At 39.2% G+C, this 15,900-nt stretch carries 15 protein-coding genes; 2 read left to right on the forward strand and 13 right to left on the reverse strand.

Annotated elements, in window-relative coordinates; all coding sequences use genetic code 11:
• Window positions 1–273 precede the first annotated feature (273 nt).
• Window positions 274–1,143 (forward strand): AraC family transcriptional regulator, encoded by an 870-nt coding sequence (locus CD126_RS05925; RefSeq protein WP_049405222.1) that lies wholly within the window; start codon window positions 274–276, stop codon window positions 1,141–1,143.
• Window positions 1,144–1,403: 260 nt separating this feature from the next.
• Here CD126_RS05925 and gndA read toward each other — a convergent pair whose 3' ends face one another.
• Window positions 1,404–2,813, reverse strand: coding sequence for an NADP-dependent phosphogluconate dehydrogenase (gene gndA, locus CD126_RS05930; protein WP_103370180.1), 1,410 nt, complete (start codon window positions 2,811–2,813; stop codon window positions 1,404–1,406).
• Window positions 2,814–2,887: 74 nt separating this feature from the next.
• Window positions 2,888–4,012, reverse strand: a complete 1,125-nt coding sequence (locus tag CD126_RS05935) for a M20/M25/M40 family metallo-hydrolase (protein ID WP_103370181.1) — start codon at window positions 4,010–4,012, stop codon at window positions 2,888–2,890.
• A 268-nt stretch (window positions 4,013–4,280) separates the two neighbouring features.
• On the opposite strand from CD126_RS05935, the gene prli42 reads away from it, so the two are divergent.
• Entirely contained in the window at window positions 4,281–4,379 is a 99-nt protein-coding gene (gene prli42, locus CD126_RS12115; protein ID WP_169931254.1) for a stressosome-associated protein Prli42, read from the forward strand.
• Window positions 4,380–4,481: 102 nt separating this feature from the next.
• Here prli42 and CD126_RS05940 read toward each other — a convergent pair whose 3' ends face one another.
• The 11 genes from CD126_RS05940 to xseA all read right to left on the reverse strand — a co-directional run bounded on the left by CD126_RS05940 (window position 4,482) and on the right by xseA (window position 15,898).
• Window positions 4,482–5,477 carry an aromatic acid exporter family protein gene (locus tag CD126_RS05940; protein ID WP_049405227.1) on the reverse strand — a complete coding sequence of 332 codons (996 nt, stop codon included), beginning with the start codon at window positions 5,475–5,477 and terminating at the stop codon, window positions 4,482–4,484.
• Between the two features lie 12 nt (window positions 5,478–5,489).
• Complete coding sequence (brxB, locus tag CD126_RS05945) at window positions 5,490–5,927, reverse strand: bacilliredoxin BrxB (protein ID WP_049405228.1); 438 nt, start codon at window positions 5,925–5,927, stop codon at window positions 5,490–5,492.
• A gap of 76 nt (window positions 5,928–6,003) precedes the next feature.
• Complete coding sequence (locus tag CD126_RS05950) at window positions 6,004–7,323, reverse strand: dihydrolipoamide acetyltransferase family protein (RefSeq protein WP_049405229.1); 1,320 nt, start codon at window positions 7,321–7,323, stop codon at window positions 6,004–6,006.
• Between the two features lie 12 nt (window positions 7,324–7,335).
• Window positions 7,336–8,319 (reverse strand): alpha-ketoacid dehydrogenase subunit beta, encoded by a 984-nt coding sequence (locus CD126_RS05955; protein WP_049405232.1) that lies wholly within the window; start codon window positions 8,317–8,319, stop codon window positions 7,336–7,338.
• Window positions 8,316–9,311: a thiamine pyrophosphate-dependent dehydrogenase E1 component subunit alpha gene (locus CD126_RS05960; protein ID WP_049405234.1), complete on the reverse strand. Its 996-nt coding sequence runs from the start codon at window positions 9,309–9,311 to the stop codon at window positions 8,316–8,318. Before CD126_RS05960 ends, CD126_RS05955 begins: the two co-directional genes overlap by 4 nt.
• A gap of 15 nt (window positions 9,312–9,326) precedes the next feature.
• Entirely contained in the window at window positions 9,327–10,751 is a 1,425-nt protein-coding gene (lpdA, locus tag CD126_RS05965; RefSeq protein ID WP_103370182.1) for a dihydrolipoyl dehydrogenase, read from the reverse strand.
• 221 nt (window positions 10,752–10,972) lie between these two features.
• The gene (gene recN, locus CD126_RS05970; protein WP_049405237.1) at window positions 10,973–12,652 is read right to left on the reverse strand and encodes a DNA repair protein RecN; all 1,680 of its coding nucleotides are present in this window, start codon (window positions 12,650–12,652) and stop codon (window positions 10,973–10,975) included.
• A 20-nt stretch (window positions 12,653–12,672) separates the two neighbouring features.
• A complete protein-coding gene (gene ahrC, locus CD126_RS05975) occupies window positions 12,673–13,125 on the reverse strand; it encodes a transcriptional regulator AhrC/ArgR (protein ID WP_103370183.1) in 453 nt (150 codons plus the stop codon).
• Between the two features lie 344 nt (window positions 13,126–13,469).
• Window positions 13,470–14,348, reverse strand: coding sequence for a polyprenyl synthetase family protein (locus tag CD126_RS05980; RefSeq protein WP_103370184.1), 879 nt, complete (start codon window positions 14,346–14,348; stop codon window positions 13,470–13,472).
• Window positions 14,329–14,568, reverse strand: a complete 240-nt coding sequence (locus CD126_RS05985; RefSeq protein ID WP_002473176.1) for an exodeoxyribonuclease VII small subunit — start codon at window positions 14,566–14,568, stop codon at window positions 14,329–14,331. The genes CD126_RS05980 and CD126_RS05985 overlap by 20 nt, the downstream gene beginning before the upstream one ends.
• Window positions 14,561–15,898 carry an exodeoxyribonuclease VII large subunit gene (xseA, locus tag CD126_RS05990; RefSeq protein WP_049405239.1) on the reverse strand — a complete coding sequence of 446 codons (1,338 nt, stop codon included), beginning with the start codon at window positions 15,896–15,898 and terminating at the stop codon, window positions 14,561–14,563. Before xseA ends, CD126_RS05985 begins: the two co-directional genes overlap by 8 nt.
• Window positions 15,899–15,900: the final 2 nt, after the last annotated feature.

Here is a 15,900-nt window from a genome sequence, read left to right on the forward strand (position 1 = left end):
AAGGATACGAATGATTCTTCTGCAGGCTTTTTCATATTGTTAAAGGATGATACTTGTGAACGCTAGAATCTCCTCTCATTTCCTCACTACCATTATTACTTTTTATCTGAAAAAGGAATGTGTTAAAGTAAAACAGTATGCGAATCGCTGAAAATTATCAATTTCTAAAGAAATGTCGTTTCAAAGATGTTTCTTGTAAGAAAATGATGTAGAATATAACTAATTGAGTTTATAGTGCTTGCTTACAAGCATAGATTTATAGGAGTGAAAGTATTGGACGTTATCAAGCAAATTCAACAAGCTATTATACATATCGAGGATCATTTGCTAGAATCATTTCAATTACAAGAATTAAGTGATTACGTTGGCCTTTCACCTTACCATCTCGATCAGTCTTTTAAAATGATAGTCGGTCAATCACCAAGCGAATACGCTAAAGCACGCAGAATGACACTTGCGGCTAAAGATGTGATGGCCCACTCTGGTCGCGTGGTAGATGTTGCTAAGAAATATCATTACGCCTCTGCGAATGACTTTGCGAATGATTTCAGCGACTTTCACGGTATCTCTCCTATTCAAGTCAATACAAAAAAAGATGAATTGAAGATGCAACAGAGAGTTTACATTAAGTTATCTACAACAGAACGGGCGCCATATACTTATCGCCTCGAACGACAGAAAGATATCCCACTCGTAGGACATGCGCGTTTTATTGATGCTGAAGATATTGAGAATCCATTCAAAGTGCCAGATTTTATTGAGGATTTGTTGGTAGAGGGATATATTAAAGATTTGCAGCGTTATAACGATATTGCGCCTCACGAGTTGTTTGTGATTAGTTGTCCTTTAGACAATGGTATGGAAATATTTGTGGGTGTGCCGAGTGAACGCTATCCAAGCCACTTAGAAAGCCGTTTCCTCCCAGAGCGTCAATATGCGAAGTTTAACCTTCAAGGCTCGATGGATTACGTGGTGAACGAAGCTTGGTACTATATTGAAACGAGTCTACAGATGACGTTACCTTATGAGCGTAACAGCCTTTACGTAGAGGTTTATCCTTTTAATATTGATTTCAATGATGATTTAACTAAAATTCAATTATGGTTACCTGTTGATCAAGATGCATACAATGAAGAAGATTGATCATTAGATAACTATATATTATAAAAAGAACGTCAATTTCTATATTTCTAAGATTATTCTGGTGATCTTAGTTATAGAAATTGACGTTTTTTAGTGCGCATCAGGTCGTGCTAGGATGATTTATGTCTATCACTTAAATGCGTAGCTACGACTTCTCAAGCTTCTAACGGTGAAATATTCATTTTAAATTCACAACACGCGTGCACATCTTACAAAAAAGACAGTGAAACCAACCTGATTTCACTGCCCAGCTATCTTTCTTATTCGTCTACCCATTCAGTGTGGAAGACGCCGTCCATATCTTTACGTGCATACGTGTGTGCACCGAAGTAGTCACGTTGCGCTTGAATCAAGTTCGCAGGTAAATCCTCTGAGCGATAACTATCGTAGTAGTTAATGCTTGCAGAAAAGCCTGGTGTAGCAATACCATTTTGTACTGCTGTACCAACCACTTCACGTAAAGCACCTTGGTAGTTTGTAACGATATCTTTGAAATAAGGATCTAATAAGAGATTTTGTAAGTTTGCATCTTTATCATACGCATCTTTGATTTTTTGTAAAAATTGCGCACGAATAATACAACCTTCTCTCCAAATCATCGCAAGTTCGCCTAATTGTAAGTTCCATTCATTTTCCATGCTTGCGCGACGCATTTGAGCGAAACCTTGCGCATAAGAACAAATTTTACTCATATATAAGGCTTTACGAATTTTTTCTAAAAAGGCTTCTTTGTCCCCATTGAATGCGGCTTCAGGACCTTCTAATTGTTTAGACGCATTCACGCGTTCTTCTTTAAGCGAAGAAATGAAACGTGCGAAGACAGATTCAGTGATAATCGTCAATGGAATACCCAGTTCAAGTGCGTTGATTGACGTCCATTTACCTGTCCCTTTTTGACCAGCTGTGTCCATAATTTTTTCTACTAAAGGTTCGTTCGTTTCGTCATCAATTTTAGTAAAGATGTTACCTGTAATTTCAATAAGGTAGCTTGATAGCTCTCCCATGTTCCACTCTTTAAATGTTTGTGAAATTGCTTCATGTGACATGCCGAGCAAGTCTTTCATCATCACATAACTTTCAGCGATGAGTTGCATGTCTGCGTACTCAATACCATTGTGCACCATCTTCACATAATGGCCTGCACCATTAGGGCCGATGTAAGCAACGCATGGTGCCCCGTCATCAGCTTTAGCAGAAATATCACTTAAGATATGTTTCACTTTCTCGTAAGCTTGTTGTTGACCACCAGGCATAAGTGACGGACCAGTTAGTGCGCCGATTTCACCACCTGAAACGCCCATTCCGATAAAGTTAATACCGCTCGCTGCGAGATTGCGGTTACGGCGAATTGTGTTTTGATAATTTGTATTACCGCCATCGATTAAGATGTCATCATCATCGAGTAGTGGGAGTATACTATCGATTGTCGCATCTGTAGCGGGACCAGCTTTGACCATTAATAATATTTTACGTGGTTTTTCTAAAGATTGTACAAACTCTTCAATAGAATACGTAGGATGGATTTGTTTACCTGCTGATTCTTTAACCATTTGTTCAGTCTTTTCAGGAGAACGGTTAAAGACCGATACACTGTAGCCGCGAGATTCAATATTCCAAGCTAGGTTCTTACCCATTACGGCTAAGCCTACTACACCAATTTGTTGTGCCATGTTACTTACCTCTCTTATCTTAAAATATTCGATATAATTGTATCATACTACCGCTTATTCATCACTTAATGAATTTATTGACGGACGATCTTCACAATTTCTATCAACTGTGCAGTAAGCCGATTTAACTCCTCTATTGCGATACGTTCAGAGGTAGTATGAATATGTTCGTATCCTACACCGAGAATCACAGTTGGGATGCTGAAGCCATTGATGATATTACCATCTGAACCACCTCCAGCTATAACTGTCCGAGACTCAAGATTTAATGCTTCAGCACTCCGACGAGCGATTTGAGTGACTTCCGCATCTTCTGAGATCTTGAATCCTGGATAGCTCGTGGTAATCGTAACTTGAGCTGATGTGCCATGTTGCTCTGCCGTTGATTCAAACGTTTCTTTCATATGTTGAACTTGAGCTTCAACCTTAGCTGTATCATGAGAACGCGCTTCAGCATGAATTGTAACTTCATCCGCTACAATGTTCGTTGCTGACCCACCTTCAAAGCGACCGATATTAGCTGTTGTCACCTCATCAATTTGGCCTAATTTCATGCGACTAATTGCTTTAGCTGCAATGTTAATTGCACTGACACCTTTGTTAGGCGTACTTGCATGAGCTGTGACACCGTAAACTTTCGCATCTACTTTAACCTGAGTTGGTGCACCTACCACCGTCGTGCCTACCGGTTGACTCGCATCGATAGCGAACCCATATTTAGCGTTTAACAGTTCTGGATTCAATGCACGCGCTCCCAGCAAGCCTGACTCTTCACCTACAGTGATAACGAACTGTATCGGTCCATGTGCGAAGTCTTGTTCTTGCAACGTACGAATCAGTTCAATAATTGCAGCGAGGCCGGCTTTATCGTCAGCACCAAGAATCGTCGTACCATCTGAGTAAATATACCCATCTGCTTTGACTTGAGGTTGAACTTGGCGTCCTGGTACGACTGTATCCATATGACTAGTGAAATAGATGGGGGTTATTGTTTCTTCACCTTGAGTTGGGGCTAAAGTACATATGAGATTATTGGCACCAAGTCCCTCTTGCTGCCCTGCTTCATCTTCAACAACCTGTAGTCCTAGAGATTCAAATAGAGACTTTAAGAAAGGTTGAATCGTTGCTTCATGCCCTGTTTCAGAGTCGATTTGTACGAGTTCTAGAAATGTATCGAGTAAACGTTGTTCATTAATCATTGTCTTCGCTCCCCTTTTCCCTTAATACTTCTAGTATAGAATATAGAAGCATTGAAATGTGGTCAGAAGTATTATTATGTTTGTTGAAGCGCGCTACAATTTTTGTCCTTAGGATAAAATGTTTTCGTAAAATAAAGCGAATAGGAAGAGCTTTGTACATCAAATTTCTAACCCCCTGGAATTTGGAATACCAAAAATATTAAGAATCTAGCATTACAACGTGTTATAATAACGATATATAATATTAAATTGGGATGGAGGATCCACATTGAATAATAAAGTATTTCGAGTAGTTATCATCGTGATGCTCGTTGCAGTAGTACTCGCGTTGTTGCTAACAAGTCTCGTTATACTTGTTGGTCGTTAATAATAATAAAGACGCCTTCTTAACTTGATGTAGTAACTGATCAAGTTAGGAAGGCGTTTGTTGTATTCAGGATTTACGATTACTTCTTAATATCTCTTCTCTTTAACTTACTTCGCTGTGCATTTTTAAAGAACCAAAGTGAGATTTAATATTCAAATACTCTTCTAGTTCGTAGAGAATTTGCATGATACTTGCACGCGTTTCAAGTTCGGCATGTGTCGACGGTAAAGGTGCCTCTTGAACTTTGAGGCGAATATCATACAAGGAGTGAAGACGCAATACAGTATAATCGTTGCTATTGACATTCTCGCCTACTTCACTGAGCAAACCAGCAAGTTGTTCAATCGTCTCATCATGACCTTCAATATGCTGAACCAATCTATAAATACGCGTCAGTAAATCAAGTTGTTCTTCACGCATATCAAAGTAATGATAATAGGAGTTCTCATTACGAACGAAGTGATTTTTAACATCTCTAAAGGCTAAAGATTTCGCTTTCTTAATCGTCAACTTCAAGTGTTGGATATGTTCTTCTACAGCGTTTATCGAAGATTTTTTATCTTCAGCAAGTAGATAATGACCGAAAGTTGTAAAAATATTACGGAATTGGCTTTCAACATTCTTCTTATACTGATTTAAGTTGTGATCTAAACTTGGCATGATGAGATTCATGATAAAAGCAATTCCGAGACCCACGCACAAGAGCAACACTTCGTTGATAAATAAATGAAGATCGATGGACTCAGCATTAAAGACGTGAAGAAGAATGACGCAACTTGTTATGACGCCCTCTTGAACATTTAATACGACTGTTAAAGGAATGAACAAGAGTACAATTAAACCGACGACGAGTGCGTGCTGACCTAAAATACTAAACGCGAGCATACCAATAAGCAATATGATCAGACAGGAAATGAATCTAGAAACGATAGCTTGCAATGAGTGCACTTTCGTGTGCTTAATGCACAAGACAACTAAAATGGCACTAGATGCAAAATTATCTAGACCAATGAGTTTGGCGATAATAATACCTAGTGCCATTCCGACAGCCGTCTTGATCGTTCTAAATCCAATACGATATGGATTTAAACTTAACATGAGTGACGACCTCTATCTTTCTTCACAATATTCATCGAATAAGTTCTGTAATTGTGTAATTACATCCATGATATCGTGACCTTCAATTTGATGACGTTCTAACATTGCTTTTGTTTCGCCATCTTTCACAAGTGCAAATGATGGACTTGATGGTGGATAACCTTCAAAGTAGTCACGAGCACGTTGCGTTGCTTCTTTGTCTTGACCTGCAAAGACACTGACTAAGCGGTCGGGTAACTTGTCAAAGTGAAGTGCATGTTGTGCAGCTGGTCTCGCAATACCACCAGCACAGCCACATACTGAGTTTACCATTACAAGTGTCGTACCATCTTGTTGTAATACATTATCAACTTCTTCAGCAGTAGTGAGTTGCTCGTAACCAGCTTCTTCGATTTCGTTACGTGCTTGTTCAACTACATCGTTCATATATAGATCAAAGTTTAAATCCATGTTTTAATCAGCCTCCGTTGGAATACTTACGTTTATTCTACTAATTTCTGTCTCTAACATCAATATACCTGTTTACTTAATAGATGCTTGTGTATTCAATAGAATATTGTTCTACACGTTTTTTCACTGCTTGCATGAAACGTCCGGTAAGTAGTCCGTCTAGAATACGGTGATCGATTGAAATACAGAGATTAACCATGTGACGAATGGCAATCATATCATCGATAACGACAGGTTTTTTGACGATGGATTCGACTTGAAGAATCGCAGCCTGTGGATGATTAATAATACCCATTGAAGATACTGAGCCAAAGGTACCTGTGCTGTTCACTGTGAATGTACCGCCTACCATATCTTCAGCTGTTAGTTTCTGTTGACGCGCCTTAGTTGCGAGTTCGTTAACTTCACGTGCAATACCTTTAATCGATTTTTCATCTGCATGCTTAATTACGGGTACGTAAAGCTTATTCTCATCAGCCACTGCAATAGAGATGTTGATATCTTTATGCACCACGATTTCGTCGCCTTGCCAACTGCTATTGAGCAGTGGATATTCTTTCAATGATTCCGCAACAGCTTTGATAAAGAACGCAAAGTATGTGAGGTTGTAACCCTCTTTCTTTTTAAAATCAGCCTTGTATTGATTACGTGTATTGACTAATGATGTCGCATCAGCTTCGACCATCATCCAACCATGTGGAATTTCTGTCGCACTTCTAACCATGTTATTCGCAATCTGTTTACGCACGCCAGCGACTGGAATCGTTGAATCTCCATCTTGTGGTGCAACAGTTTCTTGTGAAGATTGAGCTGGTGCTGGTGATGCTTGTGACTGTTGTGAAGGTTCAGAATGCACATTGTTGTTACCAGTTTGAATCGCTTTCTCAATATCTTTCTTCGTCACACGACCTTCAAATCCAGTACCTTCAACTTGTGATAAATCGATGTCATGTTCACTAGCTAAGCGGAATACAACTGGAGAATAACGCCCATTATTCTTCGGTTGAGATGTCGCTTGAGATTGAGAAGTGGTTACTTGAGACGCAGAAGATGGAGTCGTAGAAGTTTGTTCTGATTGGTCTTCGCGATCTTGTGAAGAAACGTCTGATGCTTCACTTTGCTCTTCCTCAGTTTCCGTTGAAGCGGAACTGGAATCTTCTTCTCCTTCTACCTCTAAATGACAAATAACTGAACCTACTGAGACCGTTTCACCTTCTTCGACATCAATCGATTGGATGGTACCCGCGTGAGTCGACGGTACTTCGGCAGTTACCTTGTCAGTGATTACCTCACAGATGGGATCGTATTCTTCTACTGTATCGCCTACTGAGACGAGCCATTGTTCAATTGTGCCTTCATGAACACTTTCACCTAATTTCGGCATCTTAAGTTCCATAGGTCATCCTCCTTAGAATTCTGCTAACTCACGCATTTTATTCTTAATCTTATCAGGGTTCATCATAAACTCATCTTCTAATGGTGGTGAGAAAGGCATGGACGGAACATCAGGGCCAGCGAGTCGCATGATTGGTGCATCTAAGTCAAAGAGACAGTTCTCTGCAATAATGGCTGCGACTTCCGACATTACACTACCCTCAAGATTGTCTTCAGTGATGAGTAATATTTTACCTGTACGTTTCGCACGTTCAATAATCGTTTCTTTATCAAGTGGATAAACCGTACGTAAATCGACGACTTCCACATCAATACCCTCATCAGCAAGTGCATCGGCAGCTTGAATACTGTAATTGACACATAAACCGTATGTAAAGACAGTGAGATCGTGTCCTTCTCTCTTCACATCAGCCTGGTATAACGGAACCGTATAATAGTCTTCAGGCACTTCTTCTTTCAATAAGCGATACGCTTTTTTGTGCTCGAAATACAATACAGGATCGTTGGATTCGATTGAAGCAAGTAACAATCCCTTTGCATCGTATGGTGACGATGGGATGACAATTGTCAGTCCAGGTGTAGAAGCAAAGACACTTTCAATACTTTGAGAATGATAAAGTGCACCATGAATACCGCCACCAAATGGAGAACGAATTGTTAAAGGTGCTTGCCAACCGTTATTTGAACGGTAACGCATCTTAGCAGCTTCACTAATAATTTGGTTGGAGGCAGGTAAGATATATTCAGCAAATTGAATTTCAGCGACTGGACGTTTACCCATCATGGCTGCACCGATTGCGGTACCTACAATATTAGATTCAGCGAGCGGTGTGTCGATAACACGTTCGATGCCAAAGCGTTCTTGAAGCCCTAGTGTCACACCGAAGACGCCACCTTTTTTACCTACGTCTTCACCGAGAACGAAGACATCGTCGTCTTTCTCCATCGCTTGATGCATCGCTTGGTGGATGGCCTCTAAATATGATAATTTCGTCATGCTTCTATGCTCCCTTCATCGTAGACATGCGTGTAAGTCTCTTGTGCATCTGGATAAGGTGCTTGTTCTGCTTCTTTCGTTGCTTTATTTACAATATCTTTGTGCTCTTGTTCAAGCGCATCTAGCCAGTCTTGATCGATGATGCCTTGTTCTAGTAAGTAGTTTTTAAAACGGAGATTACAGTCTAAATCTTTGAGACCATCTCGAATTTCTTGTGAACGGTATTTATCATCATCGTCGGAGGAATGTGGCGTCATACGAGTACACATTGCTTCTATAAGTGTCGCACCTTCGCCATTAATCGCGCGTTCACGTGCTTCTTTCATCGCTTTATACATCGCAATCGGATCATTGCCGTCAACTTGTTCGCCATGCATACCATATCCTAATGCTCGGTCGGATAATTTTTCAGCGCCATATTGTAAATTGTCTGGAACTGAGATGGCGTATTTGTTATTTTCAATAACACAAATAAATGGCAGGTTATGTACACCAGCGAAGTTTAATCCTTCATGGAAGTCACCTTGATTAGAACTTCCTTCACCTACTGTACTCATAGCGATGTTAGGCTTTTTATCCATCTTTAAAGATAAAGCTGCACCCACCGCATGGAGTATTTGCGTTCCTACCGGTGAACTTTGTGACAGTATACCTAATGATTTTTGACTAAAATGAGATGGCATTTGTTTACCACCAGAGTTGATGTCGTCCCTTTTAGCAAAGGCAGAAAGCATCGTATCTAATGGTGTCATACCTAAGTATGTAACGAACGCTAAATCACGGTAGTATGGTGAGGAGATGTCACCTTCTTCCATTGCATAGGCCATGCCAATTTGGGTAGCTTCTTGACCCTGACAACTAATCACGAATGGAATCTTACCTGAGCGATTGAGCAACCACATGCGCTCATCTATCTTACGGCCGAGATCCATCCATTTATACATCGTTTTCAAATCATCTTCGTTCAGACCGACACTTCGATAGTCAATCATCTTATTTCCTCCTTCTTAAACGTGAATTGAACGTTCTTCAATCTTTAATCCGAGTTCCATTAACACTTCAGATAGAGATGGATGGGCATGGGTAGTTAAGCCTAATTCCAAAGCAGAACCGTTCATAAATTGAAGTAATGAGACTTCGTTAATCAATTCCGTAACATGAGGCCCAATCATTGCGAGACCTAATATATCATTGGTTGCATTATCGATAACCACTTCACAGAATCCCTTATCTTTGTCTGGCGTATCAATTACGGCTTTACCGATTGCAGCGAATGGGACTTTTTGCACAGTAATTTCATAACCCTGTTCTTTCGCTTGTTCTTCACTCAAACCTATAGATGCTACTTCTGGATTGGTATAAATACAACGTGGCATTTGATTGTAATCCACTGCTATTGGACCTGCATCAAACATATGGTCTACGGCAGTGATGCCTTCCTTAGAACCTACATGAGCAAGTTGTAACTGTCCAATGCAATCGCCTGCAGCATAGATATGACTTTCATTCGTTTGTTGGTAAGCGTTCGTCTGGATGTGGTGCTGTTGATTGGTTTGCACTTTCGTATTATTCAAGCCGATATCATCTGTATTTGGAACACGACCGATAGCGACGAGACATTTGTCAAAGCTTTGCTCAGTATCCTCAAGTTGTATCGTAACGCCATTTGAATGATCAGTGGAAGCCGTTTCTTCACTTAAGGCTGTGTTCTCATAGAAAGTCACACCTTTCTGAGCTAGAGAACGACGTAATGTTTGCGCTACCCTTTTACTTTCGTTAGGTAAAATGCGCGGTCCAGCTTCGATGACAGTGACAATGACACCCAAATCATTGAATAAAGACGCAAATTCTAAACCGATGACACCACCACCAATAATCGCTATAGACTGTGGCAACGTTTCGAGTTGTAATACGTCGTCGCTAGATAAGACGGTTTGATGATTGAAAGGTAGAAATGGCAATTCTGCTGGACGCGAGCCGGTAGCAATTAACACATGTTGGTTAGGAATAAGTGTGGACTCACCATCTTCAAATTCAACTGCAATCGTACCACATTGAGGAGAGAAGATGGATGGGCCTAGAATACGGCCTGTACCATTATAAACATCAATGTGATTCTGTTTCATTAAATGCTGAACACCTTGATACATTTGATCAACGATTGCTTGTTTACGTTTCATCATATCAGAAATATCGAAATCGAAACACGCGACGTTCACTCCAAATTCTGAAGCTTGAGCCACTGTTTGTACGACTTCAGCAGATTTTAACAATGCTTTTGTAGGGATACATCCTTGATGTAGACATGTGCCGCCGAGTAAAGAACGTTCCACTATTGCTACTTTCTTACCTAATTGTGACGCACGAATCGCTGCGACATAACCCGCAGTTCCGCCGCCTAGTATGACGAGATCATATTGTTCTTCAGCCATAATTTTACTCCAATCTATACAGGTTTAAGCGTGTGAGGTATTATTTATAGTTAACATGTTTGCTCAAAAGTTATTCCACAGTACATTTTACCTTAAAGCAACATAATAGAAAATGATAATCACTCATAATTGTTATTAGTTATTAAGACAACGTTAAGCAACTGTGAAATAAGTTAGTTACTATTGGTGTTCTAACCTATCTCACAGTTGATCTGAATCGCTTATGCGCGTTGATTCTGTTCAATCATTTCTTTCGCATTCTGACGTGTGAGTTCAGTCACATTAGCTCCTGAAATCATACGTGCAATTTCGCCTATTCGAGCATCTCCGGTAAGCTCTTCAACGTGTGTCGTCGTGCGCTCATCCTCTGTCGTACCTTTCGTGATGAGTAAGTGATGATCACTCATCGTTGCCACTTGAGGAAGATGTGAAATACAAATAACTTGAATATGCTCAGCTAAATCTCTCATCTTCTCAGCCATCTTCTGAGCAGCTTGGCCTGAGACGCCTGAATCTACTTCATCAAAGAGAATCGCTGTTTGACCTCTTGATTTCACAAAGATTGTTTTTAAGGCAAGCATGATACGAGAAAGCTCGCCGCCAGAAGCGATTTTATTTAAACTCTTTAACGGTTCGCCCCGGTTTGGACTAATTAAGAATTCTACAAACTCGATGCCTTCACGATTCGGTTGTTCGAGTGGTTTGAATGAAATCTCTAAATTCGCATCTTTCATTTGTAGATTCTGAATTTCATCAACGATATGTTCTCTTAACGTTTGCGCTACTTTGCGACGCGCTTTAGAAAGCTTTTGACCAATATCAAGTACTTGATGATATAAATTTGAGATTTCTTCTCTTAATTGAGAGGTGCTTTCTTCGTAATTCTCTATTTTATTAATTTCATTTTCAATTTTTGCTTGATACTTAATGAGTTCCGAAACGTCTTTGCCATACTTACGCTTCAAATTGTTAAGTAAGTTCATGCGTGATTCTAATTCGTTTAAATATTGTTCATCAAACTCTGTATTCGTCAGTTCGTCATAGAGTTGATGCTTTGCATCTTCCAACGTATAGTAGAATTGATCAACCTCTTCTTTGAGCGTTTGATATTGCTCAGGCAGTATTTCATTGACACGCTCAAGTTGATTGCTCAACTCATACAAACGATCTGGAATAGCATGCTCATCCGTTAAAGTAAGATGCGCATTATTTAAAGCAATATTGAGATTCTCAGAGTTCTTAATACGGTTGATATCCGTTTCTAGCTCTTCAACTTCATCTTCTCTAAGATGTGCTTCTTTAAGTTCATCATTTTGAAACTTTAATAAATCGAGCCGTTGAAGCAAAGCTTGATCGGCTGATTCTAACTCGGATAGTTCTTTCTTCTTAGCCATATATTTATCATATGTTGACGTATAATCGTCTAATAAATTGGCATATTGTCCTTCTGCATAATTATCTAATAATTGTAGATGATACTTTTGTTTCAATAATGTTTGCGTCTCATGCTGACCATGGATATCGAGTAATTCTTGCATGACACGTCGCAAATCTGCCAGTGTAACGACTTGGTTATTGATACGGCAAATACTTTTACCAGAGCTAAAAATCTCTCGCTTAACTAATAAGAAATCCTCATCTACATCGATAGACATATCTTCGAGAATGGAGATGGCGTCTTTACTTTCATCTATGTCGAATATGCCTTCGATGATCGCTTTCTTCTCGCCATGGCGCACGTAATCAGAAGACGCACGCATCCCGATGAGTTGGCCAATTGCATCAATGATGATGGACTTACCCGCACCTGTTTCACCACTGAGCACCGTTAAGCCATCAGAGAGGTGAATTTCTAAAGTATCAATAATTGCAAACTGTTTAATAGATAAGGTTTGTAACATTGAAGTTCACTTCCTTATGCTTATAGTAAGTTAAAGATTCTTGTCTTGATTGTCTCACTCGCGTCTTTGTTACGGCAAATGATTAAGCATGTATCATCACCACAAATTGTACCGAGTACTTCTTCCCAATCGATTTGATCAAGGATAGCCCCTATGGATTGGGCATTGCCTGGTAAAGTCTTTAAGACGAGGAGATTCTCTGTTCCATCAATGTTGACGAAAGAATCCATTAAATAACGACCGAGTTTCTCGAGTGGGTGATATTTTCGGTCGTTTGGCAAGCTATAGACATATTGTCCTGCTGGCGTAGGCACTTTGATGAGTTGAAGTTCTTTAATATCTCTGGACACAGTTGCTTGAGTAACATTTAAATCATACTGGTTTAAACGTTTAACGAGTTCATCTTGGGTTTCAATCTTCTCATTAGAGATAATTTCACGTATCTTGATATGACGGACTGACTTTTTCGCCATGTATAACACCTCTATCAACGAATATTTATACAATGATTTTAACACATTGCTTCCCATTTCACTACTATATGTATCAGTGATTGAGAGTTTGATATGAGTGGACTACGGTATAATAAATATTAATTATTGTGGTTGATTCGTAAACACTTTGTAAGTATATTCATGTATATAAATTAATAGACAAGGTTTTCTCGTTTATGTAATTCCACTTTGGATAAACTTTCAACAAGCACTAGATGAACTTGAATTGTCACCTCTACTTGATTGGTGTCTCAATAAAAGAAGTTCCATGAGAGCCAACTTGCTCCCAAATGGAACTTAGGTCTATCAACGTTAATTTCATGTTAATGATCACGTTGTACAAAAAGTTGAATAATTTCATTTAAATGTGACGTATCGTATTGAGGTTGAAGTGTTTCCAAATTACGATATGCACTATCAGCTTCATGCTGTAATTTTTCTTCTGCCCCTTCTTTTCCTAATAGAGAGACATAAGTACTTTTATGATTGGTCACATCGCTACCGACTGCTTTACCGAGTTTATCTTGGTCTCCGTAAACGTCTAACAAATCGTCTTTAATTTGAAACATTAAGCCGAGATGTTCACTGTAAGCTTCTAACGCTTGCGCGATTTCTGTCGTAGGTTGAGCAATATCAACAGCAGCCATAACTGCAAATTTCAATAAAGCACCTGTCTTAGCACGATGAATTTGTTGCAAGGTCTCTAAATCAATATCTGCATTCTCGCTTTGCATATCGAGCACTTGGCCACCAACCATACCTTGATGTCCACTCGCTTTGGATAGTCGTGCAAGGAGTTGAACCTTTGTCTCAGGTGCTAACTTAGAATCAGTAGAGATGATTTCAAATGCCTTAGTGAGTAACGCATCTCCAGCAAGAATCGCTTTCCATTCACCATAAACTTTATGGTTAGTAAGTTGTCCACGGCGATAATCATCATTGTCCATTGCTGGTAAATCGTCATGAATAAGAGAGTACGTATGGATCATCTCTAGCGCTAACGCAGTGTCTAACCCTTGATTTACGTCTTCATTTAACGTATGAAGTGTTAAAAGTACCAATAGTGGACGTAAACGTTTGCCACCTGCGTCGAGAGAGTAACGCATGCTTTCTTCTAAATCGGTATTCAGATGCGTATCACTTACTGCTTTTTGAAGATGCGAATTAATGAGGTTAATATACTCAGTCATTTGTTGATTCATTGTTATTATCACCTTCATTATTTGACGCCTCGTCTTTGACAAGTTCATTGACTTTCTCTTCTGCGTTTTTCAAAGTTTCATTACAAGAGGCAGATAACTTCATACCACGTTGATATAAATCGAGAGACTCTTCAAGTGATACCGTCTCATTGTCTAATTTATTGACGATACTTTCTAATTCTTTCATCATTTCTTCAAAACTTTGCTTTTCTTCACTCATCATTTTTACCCACTTTCTCTACAGAAGCTTTAATATTTCCGTCTTTCATAGCTAAATTCAACTGATCGCCTTTACTAATTTGATCCACACTTGTTACGACTTGATCATCTTTACTAATGATAGAGTAACCCCGTAACATGACGTTTGTTGGGCTCAAGTTATTGAGCAATTCTACTTTATTCTTGAGTTGCGTTTCGTTATGAGATAACATCTGTCGCAAGCGTTGAACAAGTACTTGTTGATAACGCGCTACATGACTTTGATATTGTTTAATATCGTTCAATAGATAACGCAAATTAAATTTTTGAGAAACCAAACGTAAATCTTGTCTTGCCTGTGTCAATTGCATTTTTAAATTAAGATTTAATTGCTTTTCTAACTCATCACGACGTTGAATTTGTTGATCGTAAAGTAAAGATGGCGTCTTAAATTTATAATAAGATGCTAAATAATCTAAGCGCTTGCGTTGCTGTTTAATGATTTGTTGTATCTGACGCGTCATAGATAATTGTACTTGTTTGAGTTGTTGCATCAGTTCAAACTGATCTGGCGTAGCAAGTACAGCAGCATGTGTGGGTGTAGCGGCTCGAACATCCGCGACTAAATCGCTAATAGTATAGTCCGATTCATGACCTACTGCAGAAATAATCGGCGTTTGGCAGTTGTAAATTGCACGTGCAACCTCTTCTTCATTAAAGTTCCATAGATCTTCAATTGAACCTCCACCACGACCGAGGATAATCACATCTACACCGAGTTGATCGGCTTGTTCAATCTTAGCCACGATATCATCTTTCGCTTGCTTTCCTTGTACTAATGTACTGATATATTCTTGTTTAACTAACGGATAGCGGCTGTTTAATGTAGAATAAATATCTCGAATGGCTGCACCTGTACTTGCAGTGAGTATTGCTATGCTTGAAGGAAACTGTGGTATTGGCTTTTTATTGACATCATCAAACAAGCCTTCTTTACGTAACTTCTCTTTAAGCTCAGCTAGTCTCTGATAAAGAATACCAATGCCGTCTAGCTGCATCTTATTGACATAAAGTTGATAATTTCCTCTCTTCTCAAATACCGAAACACGTGCTTCAATCAGTACTTCGTCACCTTCTTTAGGTGTAAAGCCAAGTTTAGATGCGTTACCTCTAAACATCGTCGCATTGATGACACTATTGTCGTCTTTGACGTTAAAGTAGAGGTGACCACTCGTATGCTTTTTAAAATTAGATAATTCACCTTTAATTAAGATAGTTTGAAGATGTGGATCCTGATCAAACTTGTACTTAATATATTTAGTTAAAGCAGAAACGCTGAGATAATCTGTCATAC

This window comes from Staphylococcus pettenkoferi, from assembly GCF_002902685.1.
Taxonomy (GTDB): domain Bacteria; phylum Bacillota; class Bacilli; order Staphylococcales; family Staphylococcaceae; genus Staphylococcus; species Staphylococcus pettenkoferi.

Excerpts from the sequence above, each read along its gene's own strand:
- gndA (WP_103370180.1), bottom strand. The coding sequence starts at position 2,813 with ATGGCACAACAAATTGGTGTAGTAGGCTTAGCCGTAATGGGTAAGAAC.
- CD126_RS05935 (WP_103370181.1), bottom strand. The coding sequence starts at position 4,012 with ATGATTAATGAACAACGTTTACTCGATACATTTCTAGAACTCGTACAA.
- CD126_RS05940 (WP_049405227.1), bottom strand. The coding sequence starts at position 5,477 with ATGTTAAGTTTAAATCCATATCGTATTGGATTTAGAACGATCAAGACG.
- brxB (WP_049405228.1), bottom strand. The coding sequence starts at position 5,927 with ATGGATTTAAACTTTGATCTATATATGAACGATGTAGTTGAACAAGCA.
- CD126_RS05950 (WP_049405229.1), bottom strand. The coding sequence starts at position 7,323 with ATGGAACTTAAGATGCCGAAATTAGGTGAAAGTGTTCATGAAGGCACA.
- CD126_RS05955 (WP_049405232.1), bottom strand. The coding sequence starts at position 8,319 with ATGACGAAATTATCATATTTAGAGGCCATCCACCAAGCGATGCATCAA.
- CD126_RS05960 (WP_049405234.1), bottom strand. The coding sequence starts at position 9,311 with ATGATTGACTATCGAAGTGTCGGTCTGAACGAAGATGATTTGAAAACG.
- lpdA (WP_103370182.1), bottom strand. The coding sequence starts at position 10,751 with ATGGCTGAAGAACAATATGATCTCGTCATACTAGGCGGCGGAACTGCG.
- recN (WP_049405237.1), bottom strand. The coding sequence starts at position 12,652 with ATGTTACAAACCTTATCTATTAAACAGTTTGCAATTATTGATACTTTA.
- ahrC (WP_103370183.1), bottom strand. The coding sequence starts at position 13,125 with ATGGCGAAAAAGTCAGTCCGTCATATCAAGATACGTGAAATTATCTCT.
- CD126_RS05980 (WP_103370184.1), bottom strand. The coding sequence starts at position 14,348 with ATGAATCAACAAATGACTGAGTATATTAACCTCATTAATTCGCATCTT.
- CD126_RS05985 (WP_002473176.1), bottom strand. The coding sequence starts at position 14,568 with ATGAGTGAAGAAAAGCAAAGTTTTGAAGAAATGATGAAAGAATTAGAA.
- xseA (WP_049405239.1), bottom strand. The coding sequence starts at position 15,898 with ATGACAGATTATCTCAGCGTTTCTGCTTTAACTAAATATATTAAGTAC.